18 protein-coding genes are annotated in these 15,534 nt (G+C 62.8%); 9 read left to right on the top strand and 9 right to left on the bottom strand.

Going from position 1 to position 15,534, the window contains the following annotated elements; translation table 11 throughout:
* Positions 1 to 122 precede the first annotated feature (122 nt).
* Positions 123 to 2,078: an ABC transporter ATP-binding protein gene (locus LJF34_RS09960; RefSeq protein WP_231184815.1), complete on the top strand. Its 1,956-nt coding sequence runs from the start codon at positions 123 to 125 to the stop codon at positions 2,076 to 2,078.
* Between the two features lie 64 nt (positions 2,079 to 2,142).
* Here LJF34_RS09960 and LJF34_RS09955 read toward each other — a convergent pair whose 3' ends face one another.
* The 4 genes from LJF34_RS09955 to LJF34_RS09940 all read right to left on the bottom strand — a co-directional run bounded on the left by LJF34_RS09955 (position 2,143) and on the right by LJF34_RS09940 (position 5,721).
* The gene (locus tag LJF34_RS09955; protein ID WP_231184814.1) at positions 2,143 to 2,763 is read right to left on the bottom strand and encodes a hypothetical protein; all 621 of its coding nucleotides are present in this window, start codon (positions 2,761 to 2,763) and stop codon (positions 2,143 to 2,145) included.
* A 109-nt stretch (positions 2,764 to 2,872) separates the two neighbouring features.
* Positions 2,873 to 3,715, bottom strand: a complete 843-nt coding sequence (otsB, locus tag LJF34_RS09950) for a trehalose-phosphatase (RefSeq protein WP_231184813.1) — start codon at positions 3,713 to 3,715, stop codon at positions 2,873 to 2,875.
* Positions 3,712 to 5,214 (bottom strand): trehalose-6-phosphate synthase, encoded by a 1,503-nt coding sequence (locus LJF34_RS09945; RefSeq protein WP_231184812.1) that lies wholly within the window; start codon positions 5,212 to 5,214, stop codon positions 3,712 to 3,714. Before LJF34_RS09945 ends, otsB begins: the two co-directional genes overlap by 4 nt.
* Positions 5,215 to 5,406: 192 nt before the next feature.
* Positions 5,407 to 5,721, bottom strand: coding sequence for a hypothetical protein (locus tag LJF34_RS09940; RefSeq protein WP_231184811.1), 315 nt, complete (start codon positions 5,719 to 5,721; stop codon positions 5,407 to 5,409).
* Positions 5,722 to 5,802: 81 nt separating this feature from the next.
* Here LJF34_RS09940 and LJF34_RS09935 point away from each other — a divergent pair, with 81 nt between their 5' ends.
* Positions 5,803 to 6,540 (top strand): creatininase family protein, encoded by a 738-nt coding sequence (locus LJF34_RS09935; RefSeq protein ID WP_231184810.1) that lies wholly within the window; start codon positions 5,803 to 5,805, stop codon positions 6,538 to 6,540.
* Positions 6,541 to 6,544: 4 nt separating this feature from the next.
* On the opposite strand, the gene LJF34_RS09930 is transcribed toward LJF34_RS09935, so the two are convergent.
* Complete coding sequence (locus LJF34_RS09930; RefSeq protein WP_231184809.1) at positions 6,545 to 7,006, bottom strand: DUF5790 family protein; 462 nt, start codon at positions 7,004 to 7,006, stop codon at positions 6,545 to 6,547.
* Between the two features lie 431 nt (positions 7,007 to 7,437).
* Here LJF34_RS09930 and LJF34_RS09925 point away from each other — a divergent pair, with 431 nt between their 5' ends.
* Positions 7,438 to 8,088, top strand: coding sequence for a dihydrofolate reductase family protein (locus tag LJF34_RS09925; RefSeq protein ID WP_231184808.1), 651 nt, complete (start codon positions 7,438 to 7,440; stop codon positions 8,086 to 8,088).
* Between the two features lie 27 nt (positions 8,089 to 8,115).
* Here LJF34_RS09925 and LJF34_RS09920 read toward each other — a convergent pair whose 3' ends face one another.
* Complete coding sequence (locus tag LJF34_RS09920) at positions 8,116 to 8,457, bottom strand: dihydroneopterin aldolase family protein (protein WP_231184807.1); 342 nt, start codon at positions 8,455 to 8,457, stop codon at positions 8,116 to 8,118.
* Between the two features lie 85 nt (positions 8,458 to 8,542).
* On the opposite strand from LJF34_RS09920, the gene LJF34_RS09915 reads away from it, so the two are divergent.
* From LJF34_RS09915 to LJF34_RS09890, 6 genes are all read left to right on the top strand, one after another.
* Positions 8,543 to 9,151 (top strand): translation initiation factor IF-2 subunit beta, encoded by a 609-nt coding sequence (locus LJF34_RS09915; RefSeq protein WP_231184806.1) that lies wholly within the window; start codon positions 8,543 to 8,545, stop codon positions 9,149 to 9,151.
* 49 nt (positions 9,152 to 9,200) lie between these two features.
* Complete coding sequence (locus LJF34_RS09910) at positions 9,201 to 9,419, top strand: hypothetical protein (protein WP_231184805.1); 219 nt, start codon at positions 9,201 to 9,203, stop codon at positions 9,417 to 9,419.
* A 61-nt stretch (positions 9,420 to 9,480) separates the two neighbouring features.
* Positions 9,481 to 10,227, top strand: a complete 747-nt coding sequence (azf, locus tag LJF34_RS09905; RefSeq protein ID WP_231184804.1) for an NAD-dependent glucose-6-phosphate dehydrogenase Azf — start codon at positions 9,481 to 9,483, stop codon at positions 10,225 to 10,227.
* Positions 10,228 to 10,333: 106 nt separating this feature from the next.
* Positions 10,334 to 10,885, top strand: coding sequence for an NUDIX hydrolase (locus LJF34_RS09900; RefSeq protein WP_231184803.1), 552 nt, complete (start codon positions 10,334 to 10,336; stop codon positions 10,883 to 10,885).
* Positions 10,882 to 11,400 carry an NUDIX hydrolase gene (locus LJF34_RS09895; RefSeq protein ID WP_231184802.1) on the top strand — a complete coding sequence of 173 codons (519 nt, stop codon included), beginning with the start codon at positions 10,882 to 10,884 and terminating at the stop codon, positions 11,398 to 11,400. Before LJF34_RS09900 ends, LJF34_RS09895 begins: the two co-directional genes overlap by 4 nt.
* Before the next feature lie 48 nt (positions 11,401 to 11,448).
* Positions 11,449 to 11,796 (top strand): rhodanese-like domain-containing protein, encoded by a 348-nt coding sequence (locus tag LJF34_RS09890; RefSeq protein ID WP_231184801.1) that lies wholly within the window; start codon positions 11,449 to 11,451, stop codon positions 11,794 to 11,796.
* 100 nt (positions 11,797 to 11,896) lie between these two features.
* On the opposite strand, the gene yciH is transcribed toward LJF34_RS09890, so the two are convergent.
* The 3 genes from yciH to LJF34_RS09875 form a co-directional block, all read right to left on the bottom strand.
* Positions 11,897 to 12,190: a stress response translation initiation inhibitor YciH gene (gene yciH, locus LJF34_RS09885; protein ID WP_007979767.1), complete on the bottom strand. Its 294-nt coding sequence runs from the start codon at positions 12,188 to 12,190 to the stop codon at positions 11,897 to 11,899.
* 65 nt (positions 12,191 to 12,255) lie between these two features.
* On the bottom strand, positions 12,256 to 14,493 hold the full coding sequence (locus LJF34_RS09880) for a transglutaminaseTgpA domain-containing protein (protein ID WP_231184800.1): 2,238 nt from the start codon (positions 14,491 to 14,493) through the stop codon (positions 12,256 to 12,258).
* Positions 14,490 to 15,533: a DUF58 domain-containing protein gene (locus LJF34_RS09875; protein ID WP_231184799.1), complete on the bottom strand. Its 1,044-nt coding sequence runs from the start codon at positions 15,531 to 15,533 to the stop codon at positions 14,490 to 14,492. The genes LJF34_RS09880 and LJF34_RS09875 overlap by 4 nt, the downstream gene beginning before the upstream one ends.
* Between the last annotated feature and the right edge of the window lies 1 nt (position 15,534).

The raw sequence follows: 15,534 nt of genomic DNA, 5'->3' as shown, positions 1-15,534 counted from the left end.
CTCTGCCCGAATGTTTATGCACGAATCGGCCGCACCATGCGTCGGTGAAAATACGAACCGACGAGTGAGTGTTTCGATTCGTAGGAAACTCTTATCAATCCAGTGTCCCTTGAGAGAGAACAATGAGCATACACGCAGACGAAGACGACCCGTTCGAGGAACAACGGGAGAACGCCGACAATCCGATGCGGCGTCTGTTCTTCGAATACGGGGGCGAGAATCGGTTCGCCTTCGTCACCGGGGTCGTCTCCAGTCTCTTCGCCCGGATTCTCAACCTTTTACCGCCGATAATTCTCGGCGTCGCTGTGGACGCCTTGTTCAGCACGGATACGAAGATTCCCTATTCCGAAGCCCTCGCCGGGCAAGTCCCGTTCATGTCCCCGAACATGGCGGTACGACTGATACCGGCCACCGAAACCGGTCAGTTCTGGTTCTCCGTCGTCGTTATCGGAATCGCGTTCGGCGTGGGGGCGATGTTCCACTGGGGGCGTAACTGGGGATGGAACTCGTTCGCCCAGAACATCCAGCACTCCGTTCGGACCGACACGTACGACAAAATGCAGCGACTCGACATGGAGTTCTTCTCGGACAAGCAGACGGGGGAGATGATGTCCATCCTCTCGAACGACGTGAACCGATTAGAGCGATTTCTCAACGACGGGATGAACTCCGCGTTTCGTCTGGGTGTGATGGTCATCGCCATCGCGGCCATTCTCATCACCATCAACTGGCAACTCGCCCTCGTGGCACTCGTTCCGGTGCCGCTCATCGCGCTGTTCACCTACAAGTTTATCCAGATAATCCAGCCGAAATACGCCGACGTGCGTTCTTCCGTCGGCAAGGTCAACTCCCGACTTGAAAACAATCTCGGCGGCATTCAAGTCATCAAGACGAGCAACACGGAATCGTTCGAATCCAACCGCGTGAACGACGTGTCGAGCGATTACTTCGGCGCGAACTGGGACGCCATCGTGACCCGCATCAAGTTCTTCCCGGCGCTCCAGATACTCTCGGGACTCGGTTTCGCTCTGACGTTCATCGTCGGCGGGCTATGGGTATTCCGTGGCGAAGCACCGTGGTTCTTTTCGGGGGACTTGGACCCCGGCGAGTTCGTCACGTTCATGCTCCTCACCCAGCGGTTCATCTGGCCCATGGCGCAGTTCGGGTCCATCATCAACATGTACCAGCGTGCGTACGCCTCCAGCGCCCGCATCTTCGGCCTGATGGACGAACCGAGCAGGATTCAGGAGGACCCCAACGCGGAGGACCTCGTCGTCACGCAAGGCGAAGTGGTCTACGACGACGTGACCTTCGGCTACGACGAGAGCGAAACAATCGTGGAGGACATCACCTTCGAAGTCGAGGGCGGCGACACGCTGGCGCTCGTCGGCCCCACCGGCGCGGGCAAATCCACCGTCCTGAAACTCCTCCTCCGCATGTACGACGTGAACGAGGGAGCGATTCGCATCGACGGCACCGACCTCCGCGACGTGAGTCTCCCCAGCATCCGGCGGAACATCGGCTACGTCAGTCAGAACACCTTCCTGTTCTACGGGACGGTCAAGGAGAACATCGAATACGGGACGTTCGACGCGAGCGACGAGGAAATCGAGGAGGCCGCGAAAGCCGCCGAGGCACACGAGTTCATCAGCAACCTGCCCGACGGCTACGACACCAAAGTCGGGGAACGCGGCGTGAAGCTTTCCGGCGGCCAACGACAGCGCATCTCCATCGCCCGCGCCATCCTGAAGGACCCGGAAATCCTCATCCTCGACGAGGCGACCAGCGACGTGGACACCGAGACGGAGATGCTCATCCAGCGCAGTCTCGACAAACTCACCGAGGACCGCACGACGTTCGCCATCGCCCACCGCCTCTCGACGATCAAGGACGCGGACAAGATCGTCGTCCTCGAAGGCGGCAAAATCGTGGAACGCGGTCGCCACGACCAACTCATCGCGAACGACGGCCTGTACGCTCACCTCTGGGGCGTGCAAGCCGGAGAAATCGACGAACTGCCACAGGAGTTTATCGAGCGCGCCGCCCGGAGAACGGCACGCACGGACGCTAACGACTGATCACGATCGGGCATCGACCGCCGGCGACTGACCGCGGCGGTTCGCATCCGCATCGCCTCGGCGGCTATCGTCGGCCGCGGTGATAGCGCCGTCCGCCTTTTTCGACCTGCAAATCCCCTTGTCGGGTGAGCGCGGCGTCCGTCCGCCATTCGTACTGTCGTATCTCGTCGTCGCGTTGCCGTCGTCGCTGCTCCGTTCGCTCCCTGACCAACTGTCGTCGTCGTCTCCACTCCGGGTCACGGGGGCCGCCGTACTTCGGTATCTCCCCCGTCTCCTCTTTCCGCGTCTCTTCTCCCTCTTTCCGCGCTTCTGCTCCCTCTTTCCGCGCTTCTTCCCCCTCTTCACTCTCACTTTTCGATTCCGCCTCGGCTTCTCGGACCTCTATCTCCCGTCCTCCCTCGTCGTTTTCTTCCCGCTCGTGTTTGGGAATCCGACTTCCGTACCGGCCACGATACGAGGAGGACCCCACCGGGCGTTCGAATTCACCTTCCGGCGGTTGTCCCCCTTCGTACCGTGCTGGCCCCGCGGGCGGATGAGGTCGCTCTTCGCGCGGTTCCCCTTCGTGCCGTCGCTCTTCATGCGAACGCCCTTCGTGTCGTTCCTCCGATTTCGATGCGTCGTCCGCCTCCCCTCCGGTGGCTCGTCCCTCTTCTGCTTCTCGCCCGGTGTTCTCGTCGGGTACCATTGGCTCTCTGCCCCAGAATATTCACAAAACCGAATAAACCGGCGTGACCGTTCAGACGGTTCGGCTCCTCCGTCACCGGTTTCGAGACGGGCAACGGCGGGTTTCCCCGCTATTGCGTCGATGCCGTGTTCACCGTCGGCTCGGTGTGAAGGAACTCGACGCCGTATTCGGCCAACCACATCAGCGTTTTTCGTACCGCCGCGGGGTCGGCGACCCGATAACTCGCCATCGTCGGCGGTTCGTGTCCGACTTTGACCCCGAGTCCCGTCTCGGGAAGGACGTGGAACGCGTCCTCGTCGGTTCTGTCGTCGCCGATGTAGAGCGGGAGCCACGTCTCGTCGTCCGGCACACACCGATCGTAGAGCCAGCGAATCGCTCGGCCCTTGTGCCACTCCACGTCCGGTCGCAGTTCGATGACCTGCTTTCCGGTCGTAACGCGCACGTCGGCAGTATCTTCGACGGTATCACGCACCGCTTCACGAACCTCCGGGACTCGCTCCTCGCTCGCGAGTCGATAGTGAACCGACGCGGTGACGCCTTTGTCCTCTACGAACGCTCCCTCCACGTCGGCGAGTTTTCCGTCGAGGGACGAGGTGAGACGGCCGATGTCGTCCGCGGCGTCCTCGGCAACCGGATGCGTATGGCGTTCGCCGTCGGTACTGATCTCCAACCCGTGGTTTCCCGCGTAGGAGATGCCGTCGATATCGACCCGTTCCCGCAGGTCGTCCAACCCGCGGCCGCTGACGATGCCGACTTGGACGCCCTCCGAATCCCGAAGGGCTTCGATGACCTCTCGGGTCGCAGGCGGAAGTCGAACGTCGTCGGGGTGCTCCTCTATCGGCGCGAGCGACCCGTCGAAATCGAACATGGCCAACATGCCGTCCGTGTCCCGCAATCGCGTCACCAACGCGTAGAGGTGATGACGGAGCGGGTCGGGTACGTCGTCGCTCATTGTCGACGTAGTGATTTCGACGCCACTTCACGACCTCGTTGAATCGCTTCGATGGTCCGGAACTGGGTGTTCATCCACGCGTACACATCGTTCGAATGCACTTGTTTCCTGAGGCCGTGCATCCGTCGCTCCCGATCCGATTCGGGAAGCGAAAGCGCGCGTTCGATCGCATCAACGAACCCTTTCGTATCGTGTGGATGGACCGACACCGCCTCGTCGCCGAGTTCCTCGTCCGCACCCGCTAGCTCGCTCAGGAGGAGTACCCCCGAATCCTCGACTTGGGAGGCGACGAACTCCTTCGCCACGAGGTTCATCCCGTCCCGCCGAGCGCTGACGATGCAGAGGTCAGCCTCGCGGTACAGCGCCGCCAAGCCCTCCTTCGGCAGGTGTTCGTTCAGGTAGACGATGGGCGTCCACTCGTCGGTTCCGAAGCGGTCGTTGATGCGGTCGACTTCGTCTTCGACTTCCGCCTGTAACTCGCGGTACGCGTCGATTTGGGTCCTGCTCTCGCTCGCCTTCTGAACGTACGTGAACTCGCCGCGCCACTCTGGGTGCTGGTCCCAAAACCGCTCCAATGCCGTCAATCGTTCGGGGATTCCCTTCGTGTAATCGAGCCGTTCGACGCCGACTGCGACCGCTTCGCCGAGTTCGTGCTCCCGTCGGAACTCCCGCCAGAACGTCGTCGCATCCTTTGACGTGGCGAGTTCCCGTCGTCCGTCCGCGTCGATACCGAGCGGGAACGGACGAACGAACGTCCGTCTCCCCTCGTAGACGACGCTTCGAGTCGCCCTGTCCACCCGGGTTCCCGGCAGCATCGCGGCACAGTCGAGGAAGTTCTGACAGTAGCGTTCCGTGTGAAATCCGAGCAGGTCGTTCGCCAGCAACCCGTCGAGGAGCCGTTCGTACTGTGGACACGCCTGGAACGCGTCCCACGAGGGCCACGGGATGTGCCAGAACTGCATGCAGAACGCGTCCGGACACTTCTCCCGAACCATCCGGGGTGCCACCCCGAGATGATAGTCCTGGAACCAGATCAGCGACTCCTCGGTCGCTTCGTCGGCGATGGCGTCCGCGAACGCGCGGTTCGCCCGCCGATAGTGGTTCCAGAACGTCGTCTCGGTGTTCATTTTCGACGGGTAAACGTGACAGATGGGCCAGAGAACTTGATTGCTGTAGCCGTAGTAGTACCCCTCGACCCGTTCCTCGTCGAGTTCGACTCGTCGGAGGTCGTAGGCTGGCGACTCCGGCGGGACCCGAACGCTCCCGTTCTCGTCAGTCACGTCGAAGTCCGCGTTTCCGCTTCCCCACGCAACCCACGTACCGCCGGCGGACTGCATTACGGGGTCGAGTGCCGAGGTAAGCCCTCCTGCGGGACGGGTGACGGTGATCTCCCCGTCTTCGCGTACGTGACTGTACGGTTGCCGATTCGATGCGACTATCAGTTCCCGGTCCCCGAGGAGCGAGGAGACCGTTTCCGCCGTCACTTGGTCCCCTGTCATGATTTTGCTTGTGCCCTCCAGTCGAGACGTGCACGTCTGTATTCGCTGTTCATCAGTTGTCGATGGGTCGTGGCTCCGACGAATAAGGCAGTCGTCCGTTCAACTGGTTTCGCCCTGAAAAACGATGGTAACGAGCGCCTACGCCACTTGTAGCGAAAGCCTATCCTGAAGCAATCACACCTTACGTCCGGTTCAGAACGACTCCTGATCCGGGTCTTCCTCGGAGGTTTCCACGCCCCCCGCCCCGCGATCCGTGTACCGTTGGCGACCGACCGCATCGCTATCCGCCATGTTGAGTATCGACTGTCGTACGTCGTCCGGTGACTCGTACGTCTCGTTGAGCGGTCCGATGACCTCTTCGAAGGTTTCGGAGCCGTTCGGATAGCCGATTTCGTACTCGCCGTACTCCGAGACGAGTTCGTCCACGTCCGCGGGATAGTCGTGGTCGTCCAGTTTCTCGCTCAGTTCACCGAGTTCCACACCCATTTCTCGTTCACGGTCGGACATGGGAACGACGACAGCGGTGAGTCAGTAAGTCCTTCCGGCCGACCCGGCGATTACAAGGGGCTTCCCGCCCACGAAATCGATATGCACCTCTCCGACGCGACGTGGACCGACGCCGACGACGTGGAGACGGACCTCGCGCTCCTCCCCGTCGGAAGCACGGAACAACACGGCCCGCACGCACCGCTCGGAACCGACTGGCTGAACGCCGACGCGGTCGCGGACGCGGGCGCGGCGGCCTACGACGGCGAGGTGGTCGTCGCCCCGCCGATTGCCGTCGGCGTGAGCGAGGAGCACCGTCAGTTCACGGGTACGCTGTGGGTGTCGGAGGACACCTTTCGCCGGTACGTCCGCGAGACGGTCGCCAGCCTCGCCCATCACGGATGGGACCGGGTCGTCATCGTCAACGGCCACGGCGGCAACGTGGCCGCGCTTCGGGAAGTCGCGGGGACCATCACCCGCCACGACGAGGCCTACGCCGTCCCGTTCACGTGGTTCGAAGCGGTCGGCGACCACGGGAGCGACATGGGCCACGCCGGACCGCTCGAAACTGCGTTCCTCCGCCACACCAACCCCGAACTCGTCCACGAAGACAGAACAGAGGACGCCCGTGAGGGCGCGAGCGATGGCTGGGGCGAATGGGTATCTCACACCAACCTCGCCTACGACAGCGCGGAGTTCACGGAAAACGGCGTCGTCGGCGACCCGACGGACGGCGACGAGGAGCGCGGGGAGGAACTGCTCGAACTGGCGACGCGATCGCTGGTGAAACTGCTCGCGGCGGTCGAATCGCGGGACATCGCTCGCCCCGACCACGAGTAGGCGCTTACTCTTCGTCTTCCTCTTCTTCTTCCTCGTCCGCCGCTTCCGCCTCGTCTTCGTCCGCGTCCTCTTCGTCCTCTGCTTCCAACTCCTCCAGCGACCCCTTCAGGCTCGGAATCGTACTCGCCAACTCGCCGACCTGCTCGCGGGCGTCCTCGATATCCGAGATGGCCGCGTCGATGGTCTCTATCTCCTCTTCCAGGTCGTCCGCGTCCTCGAACGCTTCGGCTCGCTGCCCCATCGCGTACCACTTCTTCGCGTCGTGGAGGTGGTCTTCCGCGTCGCCCACGTCCAGCGCCGACCGGAGTGCGTTGAGCGCCCCGAGCGTGTTCTCGGCGTCCGTCTCCCACACGGCTTCGACGGCGGGCAGTTCTTCGCGGGCCGCGGAGAGGTGTTCCTCCACGTCCTCCCGCATCTCGTTCGCCGCTTCGCCGAACAGTTCATCATCGAAGGAAGCTTGGCTCATGTCGGTTGATTGGACGGGATTGCATTTAAAAGATAACCCGAAACCGGAAGTGAAACTCCACCTTTTTATTGCGAGGGTCGCTTTGCGACCCTCGATAAAAATCCGGACCAAAAGCCCGCGTAACCCCGCTTCCGTCGCAGCGGACGGCGAATCCTCGCCGTCCCTGCTCCGTCGGGGGTTCCTCGGCCCGCTCGCTCCGCGAGGCGCTTCGCTCGCGGCAGTGTTGCTAGTTCTCGGCGGAAAGTCGGGCGGCCTATCGCTCCTCGTTTCACTCGTCGCTCGTGGTGTCGCAACACTCGTTCGGCGATTTTCGCGGCTCCGAAGGCGGGAGGTCTTCGGTAGAGTCGGTTCGAATACGGGGGGCCACTTCCACGAACGTCCGTAAACCGGGCCGGAACGGTCTTTACCGAATTCAGCGATTCGAATTACTGATGAGCGAGACAAACGCGGACGAAGCAACTGGAAAACTCGTCGTGGGGACGTTCGTGACTCTCGATGGCGTGATGCAAGCACCGGGCGCCCCCGACGAAGACCGTGACGGTGGGTTCGAACAGGGTGGGTGGTCGGTCAACTACTGGGACGAGCAGATGGGTCAAATCATGGACGACCAGATGGCCGAAACCGACGCGCTGTTACTCGGGCGGAAGACGTACGAGATTTTCTCCGCGCACTGGCCCAACGTCAACGACGACCCCACGGCGGAAAAACTGAACAATATGCCCAAGTACGTCGCCTCCCGCACGCTCGACGGCGTAGAATGGAACAACTCGTCGCTCCTCACCGGAGACATCGCGGAGGCCGTCGCTGAACTCAAGAACGACCGAGGGGACACGATCGTGGTACAGGGGAGTCAGAACTTGATTCAGTCACTGCTCGCGCACCGACTCATCGACGAGTTCTGGCTCTGGATATTCCCGGTGGTCGCGGGGGACGGAAAACGACTGTTCGGGGACGGAACGATCCCTGCGGCTCTCGATCTACGGACGGTGGAAACATCGAGTACAGGGGTGCAAATGCTTCGATACGAGCGATCGGGAGACATCGACCGCGGTTCGTTCGCGCTGGACGACGTACCCGAGTGACTCGCCGAACTGGTGGTTGATTTTTGCTCACTCTTCCCGAACCGACTCGATTTTCATCAGCGGGTAGCCGTCCTCCATCTCCATTCGCGTGACGACTTCGGTTCCCTCATGGTCGATGACGATTTCGACTTCGAGGTATCGACCAGTCAACTCGGTGTACCCATGGTCGATTTCGTCCGCGAGTTTTTCGGTCAGAATGTCGACTTCGACCGATTCGCAGAACGGTTGGTTCTCGATGCTCTCCTCGATCGCTCGTTCGAGGCTGTCAGCGCTCTCGGGGCTGACGGGCGTCCCCGCGAACTGGTGATACAGCGCGCCGAACTTGATTCCGGCTTCGAAACAGGCGGCGTCTCGGGTCGTTGGTTCCATGGCCGAACCGAGGTATCGGAGGGTTAAAGTTCGTGATGACATGCAACACGGAGAACCTTTACGTCTTCACCTCTCAACGAAGAATATGGATTACAATTCAGCCCTCGACAGAGGCATGGACGCCGTTCCGGAGCTCGAAACGAGCGACGAGCGGTTCAGCTACCCCGACCCGGCCGCACAGAAGGACGGGTCGTTCACACGACTGACCAACCTAGACGACATCGCCGACGCCCTTTCGCGGGACGGCGAGCACGTTCACAGCGCGCTCCAGCGCGAACTCGGTACCAGCGGGAAGTACGAGGACGGCCAAGCGCGATACAGCGGGTCGTTCGCGGAGTCCGACTTCAACACCGCGCTGGACGAGTACGTGGAGGAGTTCGTCATCTGTTCGGAGTGCGGCCTGCCGGACACGCGACTCGTGCGCGAGAACCGCAACCTCATGCTCCGCTGTGACGCCTGCGGTGCGTTCCGCCCGGTCACGAAACGAACCACGACGAACCGAACGCAACAGCGCGACGCCGTCGAAGAGGGTCGGACCTACGAAGTCAAAATCACCGGCACCGGACGCAAAGGCGACGGGGTCGCCGAACGCGGCGAGTACACGATTTTCGTCCCCGGCGCACAGAAGGGCGACGAGGTCCAGATTTACGTCGAGAGCGTCCGCGGCAACCTCGCGTTCTCGCGTCTCGCCTGAGCGGACTCCCAACGAAAGCTTCTTTTGGACCACGTTCGGATGAACGGGTATGTACGAATCGCTCCTCGAACTCGGCGTGTTCGCGCTGTACGTCGCCGGGTCGGGACTGTTGACGGTTCTCGGCGCACTGACGGAATATCAGGGGATCCAGAACGCACTCTCCGGCGATAACATGATGGCGCTGTGGTTCGTCTGGATGGGAACCGTCGCGCTCATCGCGGGCGTCATGCTCGCCCGTGACAAGGTTCTCCGCCGCGTCACCGCCTAAGTCCGCCATCCCACCCGAAAACCGTATGGTACTTATCGGGGTTGTGCCTCTAGCCGATTGAATGGACGATCCCGTTCTGCTCACGGGTTCCGAGGGCCGCGTCGGGTCGGCGATTCTCGGCGACCTCGAATCGAAGTACGAGTGGCGATTGCTCGACCGAGAACCACCAGCGGCGGAACCGTCTCACGAATTCTTCGTCGCGGACATCACCGACTACGACGCCGTGTACGAGGCGGTGGACGGCGTCGGTGCGATAATCCACCTCGCCGGGGACCCTCGCCCGGAAGCGCCGTGGAACAGCGTGCTCGGAAACAACATCGACGGTACCCACACTATCCTACAGGCGGCGGTCGATGCGGGCGTCGAGAAGTTCGTCTTCGCCTCGTCGAACCACGCCGTCGGCGCGTACGAAACCGACGAGCGGAAACCGGACCTCTACCGGACCCACGACGAGTTCCGACTCAACGGAACCGAACTCCCCCGTCCGAGCAACCTGTACGGCGTCAGCAAGGCGGCGGGCGAAACGCTCGGCCGATACTACCACGACGAGTTCGGCATCAGCGTCGCCTGCGTCCGAATCGGCAACCTGACCGAGGGCCACCCGCCGATAGATTACGAGCGCGGACAGGCCATGTGGCTCTCCTACCGCGACTGTTCTCACCTGTTCGACTGCTGTCTGACCGCCGATTACGGCTACGAAATCGTCTACGGCATCTCGGACAACGACCGCAAATACTACTCCATCGAACGGGCACGCGAGGTGCTGGGCTACGACCCGCAGGACAACTCCGCCCACCACGACGACTGATTCACTACCCTTTCCCGCTTCCCCCTCGTCCTCCCTTCTTTCTCCACCTTCCATTCGCTTTCCCCCACCAGTTCGATTTTACCCACACGCCACATCTGTTGCGACGATGACCGACGACTGGCGCGACCACGACTGGCCGGTGCTCGAATCCGAAGCCGAGTACGAAACCGGCTGGTACACCGGCGGCTACGACCTCGTGGAACAACCCGACGGGACGACGAAGAAATACTACTGGGCGGACCTCCCGCCCGCTGTCGTCATCCTCGCCGTTGAGGACGGACGGGTCGTCTTCGTCGAACAGTACCGACCCGCGATTCGAAAGGCCTGCTTGGAGTGTCCCGCCGGTATCGCCGAGGACGGCGAATCCTACACGACCGCCGCCGCCCGCGAACTCCGCGAGGAAACCGGATTCGAGGCGGACGGTCTCTCGCTGCTCGAAACGTTCTGGGTCGCGACCGGTGTCCTTCGGCACGAACGCGGCATCGTCTTCGCGGAGGGGCTGACCCCCGTCGAACGGGAATTGGACGACAACGAGTTCCTCTCGGTGCGGACGATTCCGGTCGAGGACGCCCTCGTCGCCGCCCGCGAGGACCCGGCCAACGATGCGACGATAGAAGCGCTCCTCCTCGCGGAGGCGGAGAACCTGCTCGACCCATGAACTGGAAACTCCGTGCGCGACGCGGCCTGTCGCTCCTCGGGCACGCGGTCGGTTACGACACCCTCGAACGCCCGGACGGGAAGCGGGTTCGACGGGGATGGTTCGACCCGCCGGACGCCGTCGCAATCGTGGCCCGAACGGGCGACGAACTCGTCCTCATCGAGGAGTACCGCCCGCGACTCGGCGAGCGAGTGCTCTCCTGTCCGGCGGGTCGAATGGACCCCGGCGAATCCTACGAGAGCGCCGCGAAACGCGAACTGTACGAGGAGACCGGCTATCGGGCGACGAACGTCGAACTCCTCGAAACGTACTATCCGTCGGCGGGCATGCGAAAACAGCGGGCGGTCGTCTTCGCGTCCGGCCTCTCGCCGGGCGACCAACACCTCGAATCGGACGAGTTCATCGACGTTCGGACGGTTCCCGTCTCTGACGCCATCGACGAAGTTTGTTCCGGGCCGACGTGCGGATGGGGACTTCCACCGCTTCTTCTCGCACGCGAGGAAGGGTTGCTGTAGGGTTCCCAACCGGGTGGCTTATTCTTCCGGCACCCATAGCCTCGGCCGATGGATGCGGAAATTTCCACGGACGACGTACACGAACTGGTCGAGTCCGACGAGGACGTTCGAATCGTCGATATCCGACCGGAACCACAGTTCGAGAGCGGGCACATTCCCGGAAGCGAGAACATCCCGTTCCACACGCTCCCCGACCGGATTTCCGAGTTGGACGGTGCCGACCGCGTCGTCACCGTCTGTCCCCTCGGCAAATCGAGCGTACAGGCCGCCCGACTCATCGGGTCATACGAGGGCGTCCCGACTGACACGTCCGTCGAGAGCATGGCCGGCGGCCTGAGCGACTGGGAGTACGAACTCGAATCGGCGGCCGACGCCGAACACGACGCGCCGTTCTGAGGTCGGACCTTCGTCTTCGGGTGCGGGAGTGACTCCTCTCACCACTCGGAAGCCGGCTGAAGAATGGGTGTGTAGTTATATTCGACCGACAGGCGCTTCGTCAGGCGACGTTAAACCCGCGGTCGCGGAGGAAATCCTCGACGCGTCCGGTATGGTTTCCTTGAAGTTCTATCTGACCCTGTTCGACCGTGCCACCGCAGGCAAACTTCGATTTCAGGTCCGAAGAGAGACTGTCGACGTCCACGTCTTTCGGGTCAAATCCTTCGATTATCGTTACCTCTTTTCCATAACGGCGCTCGTCGATGCGGATGGTGATCTGCTGGGATTCTTTTGCGACGTCTTCACAGACGCAAAGTTCCTGAGGCAGCCCGCACGTCGAGCAGACTTCCGACATTACGCATGGGGCTACGAAACCAACCTATTAAACATTGTCGGGTGTGTTGCCATATCGAACGGTGATTAGCCGTTCGTTCCGCCCCGACCCGCCCCGCGGACGATGTCGTTTACGAGCGACACGGCCTCGTCCGCGTTATCGCGCGTCACTTCGCCCGCGTACCGGGTCTTTTCGTACAACGACCCGACACGTTTTGCCCGCTCGTCCACGCCGACGTGCGAGAGCGAACTGATGTACTCGCGCGGCGTCTCCCCCGGGCGGCGCTTTCGATGCTTGCGCGACAGGTGGTACTCCAGCCTGTCGAACGCCCGTTCGACGTCCGAGTCCGGTTCGTCCCGCGGTTGCCAGCGCACCCACATGCTTCGATACGCGCGCTCGGCAAGTCCCGTCCGTCTCCCGATGAGCAACAGTCCGAGGAGCAACAGACCTGCGTAGAGGACCTGCGATTTCGAAGGCGGTTCGATGTGAACCCCCCCACTGCCGGCGCTCGCGTTCGTCGTCGTGGTCGTGCTCGTGGGACCGCTCGTACCGATACCCGGATTGTTCCCGTTGCGGCGTTCGGGGAACGCCCCGTTCGTCGACCCGTTCGAGGTGTCGTTCGTCTCCTCGGACGTGGTGGGCGTGGGCGTCGTGGTCGTCGGTGTCGTGGTCGCGGGCGTCGTGGTCCACGTTCCGTTTTCGCTTCCCGCCGCGTCGATTCCGGTTTTTCCGGTCGTACGTGCGGTTTCGACTATCGACTGCTCGGCATCGACGCGCTCGTCGGTGGGTGTCGGGTCGAACCGGACCCATCCCGTGTCGGGGAAGTACACTTCGACCCACGCGTGCGAGTTGAGGCCGCGAACCACCCACGTGTCCTCGCTCGTCCGCTGGCCGGAGGTGTAGCCGGTGACGAACCGTGCGGGAATCCCTTGCGTGCGGAGCATGACGACCATCGACGTCGCGTAGTAGACGCAGTATCCCTCGTCCATGTCGAAGACGAACGAGTCGGCGACGTTTCCGTTCGGTCGCTCCACGTCGAGCGAGTACTCCTTGTTCGTTTCCAACCACTCTTCGATGGCGACGGCCTCGTCGTAGGGGTTTTCCGCGTCGTTCGTGATTTCGGCCGTCCGCCCTTTCAACCGCTCTGACGTGCTTTCGGGAACGTGGGTGTACCGCTGTCGAACGTCGCTCGGGTAGTCGGTTCCGGCGTTCCGCAGCGTGCTCGGGATTTTGCTCGGAACCTGACTGACGACGCTGTAGGACTGGTTCTTCGTCAGCGGTCGTTTCGGTGAGAGGCTTCCGCTGCTACTGATTCGCGTGTTGCCCCGCTGATTCCCGAGGACCCGAATCGGCTTCCACGCGGCGGGCATCGCGTCGGCTCGGGTCGCTTTGACCGTGAACGTCTGTCGAATCTCGTAGGAGCTTCCCGGCGGCGGCGACTGCCGTTCGTAGGCGCTGCTGCCGCTGGTTTGAATCCAACCCTTTCCGGTGTAGCGGTCGTAGGACGCGACCTTCCAGTATCCCGAGTCGCTCGCGGTAACGGTGTACTGCACTTTCGGCGACAGTTCGATGCTCCCCTGAATCGAGAGCCGTGCGCTGTTGCTGACGAGGCCACCGCCACCGCCCGACCCGCCGCCGGTGTTCGACAGTATCGGACTCGCGCGTCCGCCGGGGACGACGCTCATCGTCGCCGAGAGGAGTATCATCGCGACCAGCGCGACGACCAACACGTCTATCTGACCGACGGTTCCGCCGTACCGCGCCATCGTCCCGAAGGCGACGATACCGAGCGCACCGAGCATCCCCGCGAGCGTCACCAACGACCCGGCGTCGCCCGTGAGGACGAAAAAGGCGAGCGCGATGCCACCGCTCGCCGCCGCGAGTACGTATCGGCGGCGGCAGACGAGATACCACGGGACGAAGACGGTGGCAGGTGCGACGCCCAGCGCCCACGCGCCGACCTTTCGCATCTCCAGAATCGAGAGGCCGGTCAACAGGGCGATGTTGTCCGCGATAATCTGTCCGGCCTGCGAAATCACGTCGACGCCGCCCGGTATCGTCGCGTAGTAGGTGAACATCCCGCCGACGAACAACACCGTTCCGACGGCGAACGCGACCCACACCGGCAGTTTGCGCGCCAACAGGGTCGCCCCGACGAACGCACCGGCGGCCAACAGGAGGAGGTCCCCTCTGTCGCCCGCGATGTTCGCGATGTCGTAGAGGATGGTCAGATACGACCCGATGAGGACGGCGGTCGAACCCATCGCGAGCCCTCGATACGGAACCGTGACGCCGCCGAATTCGAAGCCCTCCGCTGTACTCATCGGTTCTCACCCCCGTCCGCACGGGCAACTCCGTCCGCACGAGGTGTTTCCGGCGCGGACGTCCCTCCGTCACCCGAGACGAACCGGTCGAACGACATCCTGTCGCCGCCCCACTCGATTTCCGCGCTTTCCCGCTCCGTCGGTCCCCGGACAAGGACGTCCGCTCGCGCGCGCTCGCGTTCGTGAACCCGTCCGCTCTCCATGCGCGCGAGCAGGGTGAGTATCTTCGTCTGCTGTTCCGGCACGCCGGACGGGGCGACGCGGCCTTCCGGCGTCGTCACGCCGACGGAGACGCCGCCGTCGAGGAGGGCCGACGCGATGCTGGCGGCCGCGTCCGCCACCGAATCGACGCGACCCGCGTCCGCATCGGCCGCGATCTCTATCCGTTTGCTCTCCTCCTGTGCTTCGAACTGCCGGACGAGCATCTCGCCCGTCGGCCGCTTCGCGCTCGACTTCCAGTGAACGTCCCGGAGCGGGTCGCCGGTTCGATACTCCCGTAGTTGCTCGAACTCGCGTCGGGCCGCGCTCACGTGGCTGTCTTCGAGCGCTTTGACCGTCGTGTCGCCGCTCACCGGCTCTATTCGCGGAAAGACGAGGATGGTCTCCCGTATCTGATGGGTGAACGTCCGATCGAACAGGCCGAACACGTCCTTCGCGACGACGCGAACCGGTCCGATGGACTGCTCGCCGCGCTCGGCGAGGCGAACGTCGAACTCGACCGCCGTCTCGCCGATGCTCGTCTCCTTCGGCCCGCCGTCGTATTCGAGTCCGTCGCCGAGTTCCAATTCGACCGTTCCGGCGAACGGGTCGGGTGCGGTGAAGTCGAGTGCTACGGTCGCCTCCTCCTCACGCGACCCAACGCTCGGCGCGGACACGTCGAGTCCCGGGTGCGTCGTCCGTTTCAGTTGGACGTATCCCACGACCAGTGCCACCAGAATCGGCCCGACGACGGCGTTCAGCGACCGTGCGCCGAACGTCCACGCCAGCAGGAACCCGGCGACACCGACGGCGACGAAGGTCGCGCCACGTCGCGTCAGCATC

Source organism: Haladaptatus sp. DYF46, assembly GCF_021083305.1.
Taxonomy (GTDB): domain Archaea; phylum Halobacteriota; class Halobacteria; order Halobacteriales; family Haladaptataceae; genus Haladaptatus.
This window is presented reverse-complemented; position numbering and strand designations above follow the sequence as displayed.